This window comes from Sandaracinobacter sp. (assembly GCF_041909755.1).
Lineage (GTDB): Bacteria > Pseudomonadota > Alphaproteobacteria > Sphingomonadales > Sphingomonadaceae > Sandaracinobacteroides.
The window spans coordinates 1-2,449 of the sequence record NZ_JAYRCW010000159.1 but is presented as its reverse complement, the minus strand read 5'-3'; the positions used below and the strand labels follow the sequence as shown (position 1 = coordinate 2,449).

At 69.1% G+C, this 2,449-nt stretch carries 4 protein-coding genes; 1 reads left to right on the top strand and 3 read right to left on the bottom strand.

From position 1 onward, the window contains the following. A partial coding sequence (locus ACE3O8_RS13385) for an LptF/LptG family permease (protein ID WP_374390535.1) occupies window positions 1-313 on the bottom strand: 313 nt, incomplete at its 3' end. An 80-nt stretch (window positions 314-393) separates the two neighbouring features. On the opposite strand from ACE3O8_RS13385, the gene ACE3O8_RS13380 reads away from it, so the two are divergent. Further along, window positions 394-861: a DUF2141 domain-containing protein gene (locus tag ACE3O8_RS13380; RefSeq protein WP_374390533.1), complete on the top strand. Its 468-nt coding sequence runs from the start codon at window positions 394-396 to the stop codon at window positions 859-861. On the opposite strand, the gene rsmA is transcribed toward ACE3O8_RS13380, so the two are convergent. Together rsmA and pdxA are read right to left on the bottom strand one after the other, a co-directional pair. Then, complete coding sequence (gene rsmA, locus ACE3O8_RS13375) at window positions 806-1,681, bottom strand: 16S rRNA (adenine(1518)-N(6)/adenine(1519)-N(6))-dimethyltransferase RsmA (protein WP_374390531.1); 876 nt, start codon at window positions 1,679-1,681, stop codon at window positions 806-808. The genes ACE3O8_RS13380 and rsmA overlap by 56 nt on opposite strands. Further along, the coding region (gene pdxA, locus ACE3O8_RS13370; protein ID WP_374390529.1) for a 4-hydroxythreonine-4-phosphate dehydrogenase PdxA at window positions 1,678-2,449 on the bottom strand (772 nt) is incomplete at its 5' end. The genes pdxA and rsmA, both read right to left, overlap by 4 nt.

Genomic DNA, 2,449 nt, shown 5'->3' with positions numbered 1-2,449 from the left:
AGGGCACCCGCAACATCCGGCCATAGCCGACGCCCACCGAATTCAGCGCGTCGAGTTCGGACGAGAGGGCGAGGCGTCGGAACCCGAGCAGGATGCCCAGCGTGACGCCGATGGGGATGCCGAGCGACAGATATTCCGGGATGAGGTTGCCCAGCATCCGCCATACGACCGAAACCGGCCCGCCTTCGTTCACGACGAAGTCGAACAGGTTCAGCATCTTTTCCAAGAGCAGCAACATGGCCGCGATCACCAGCGTGCCGACGAGCGGCACGATGATCAGCCGGAACAGATAACGGTCGACCGCAGTCAGCATCTTGCAGCGCCCTTAGCAGCACCCCGGCGCCGAAGCCAATGCAGCTTCCGGCAGGCGAAAAGCCGGGCTAAGCGCGCGCCATGTTCCTTCTCTCCCTTCTGGCGGCGGCTGCCGCCGCCCAGCCCGCCAACTGCGCCGCCACGGCCGAAGGTCCGGCCGCGCTGGTGACGGTGCATGGATTCAAGGACCGGGCCGGCAATCTGCGCATCGCCATCTATCCGGCCACCGACGCCGACTTTCTGGCGCCGGCGCGCTATGTCCAGCGGATCGACGTGCCCGTCTCTCCGGCAGGCGAAATGACGGTGTGTGCACCGGTTCCCGCTGCCGGCCAACATGTGGTGGTCGCCCTTCACGACAGGGACCGGTCAGGCAAGCTCAACCCGCTGTCGGACGGCGTTGGCTTTTCCCGCAACCCGAAGCTTGGCCTGACGAAGCCGAAGCTGGCGAGCGTCGCGGTGCCGATCGAGGGCGTGGCGCCGTTCCGCATCGAACTCAACTATCTCCGGGGGCTTCGCGTAGCGCCCGTGCGATCGCCACGAAATCGCTGACGTTCAGCGTTTCGGCCCGGCGGGTCGGATCGATGCCCAGCCGGTCCAGCGCCTGAAGCCCGCCGGGCAGGCCCTTCAGGCTCTGCCGCAGCATCTTGCGGCGCTGCCCGAACGCTGCCGCCGTCACCCGCTCCAGCAGCTTTACCGGCACGGACGGATCGGCCTCTTTCGGCACCAGCCGCACCACTGCGCTGTCTACCTTGGGCGGGGGCGTGAAGGCGCGCGCGGGCAGCACCGTTTCGATCGAGACATGCGCCCGGTGCTGCGCGAGGACGGACAGACGGCCATAGGCGCCGCTGCCCGGCCGGGCGACGATGCGATCCGCCACCTCTTTCTGGAACATCAGCGTCGCGGAGCGCCACCAGCCCGGCCAGGGGTCTGCCGACAGCCAGCCCGTCAGCAGCGGCGTGCCGATGTTGTAGGGCAGGTTCGCCGCGATATGCGCGCCCTCCCCCGCGAGCGCGCGGGCATCCACCGCCATGGCGTCGCCGTGGATGATCGTCAGCGCGCCGCCGCTCGCGGCAGCCAGCCGTTCCAGAATCGGCAAGGCGCGGGAATCCCGCTCCACCGCGATCACCTCGGCCCCCGTCTTCAGCAGGGCGCGGGTCAGCCCGCCGGGGCCGGGGCCGACTTCGAACACCCGGTCGCCGGGCGTCAGGCCGATCGAACGGACGATCCGGTCCAGCAGGTTCAGGTCGAGCAGGAAATTCTGCCCCAGCGCCTTGTCTGCCCTGAGGCCGGCGGCGGCAATCTCGTCGCGGAGAGGGGGGAGCGCCGCGATCCGCGCCGCTGCGTCGGCGGCCCGGTCGTCGTCGCTCAAGCCGCTGCTTCCAGTGTCCGCGCCAGCGCGCACTGGCCCGCCAGCGCGATGGCCGCGATCATGGCGCGCGGGTTCGCCTCCCCACGCCCGGCAATGCCGAACGCGGTGCCATGATCGGGCGACGTGCGCAGCACCGGCAGCCCCAGTGTCATGTTGACGCCGGTATCGAAATGCAGCGTTTTCAACGGGATCAGCGCCTGATCATGATACATGCAGATGGCTGCATCATAGGCGATGCGGGCTGCGGCATGGAACATCGTGTCGGGGGAAAGTGGGCCGGACACGTCCATGCCTTCTTCCCGCAGCTGCGCGATTGCCGGCTGGATGATGTCGATCTCTTCGCGGCCCATGGCCCCCCCTTCCCCCGCATGGGGGTTCAGGCCGGCCACCGCGAGGCGCGGGCGCGGAATTCCGAAATCCCGGATCAGCCCGCGCGCAACCGTGCGGGCGCGCGAAACAATCAGTTCGACGGACAGCGAAGCGGGCACCGCCGCCAGCGGGCGGTGAATGGTGACGGGAACGGTGCGCAGATCCGGCCCCACCATCATCATCGCGACATTTTCCGCCGCGACGCCGCAGCGTTCCGCGACGAATTCCGTCTGCCCCGGATGGGTGAAGCCGATCGCATAGAGCTGCGCCTTCGCGACCGGGCCGGTCACGAGGCCCGACGCGGCGCCCGATCGCGCCAGACCGACCGCCATTTCCAGTGAATCCAGCGCACAGCGCGCGCCTGCCAGATTCGGCTTGCCGGGGGGGGGCGCGCCCCGC

Coding starts and splice junctions, on each gene's coding strand:
- ACE3O8_RS13380 (WP_374390533.1), top strand. CDS start 394: ATGTTCCTTCTCTCCCTTCTGGCGGCGGCTGCCGCCGCCCAGCCCGCC.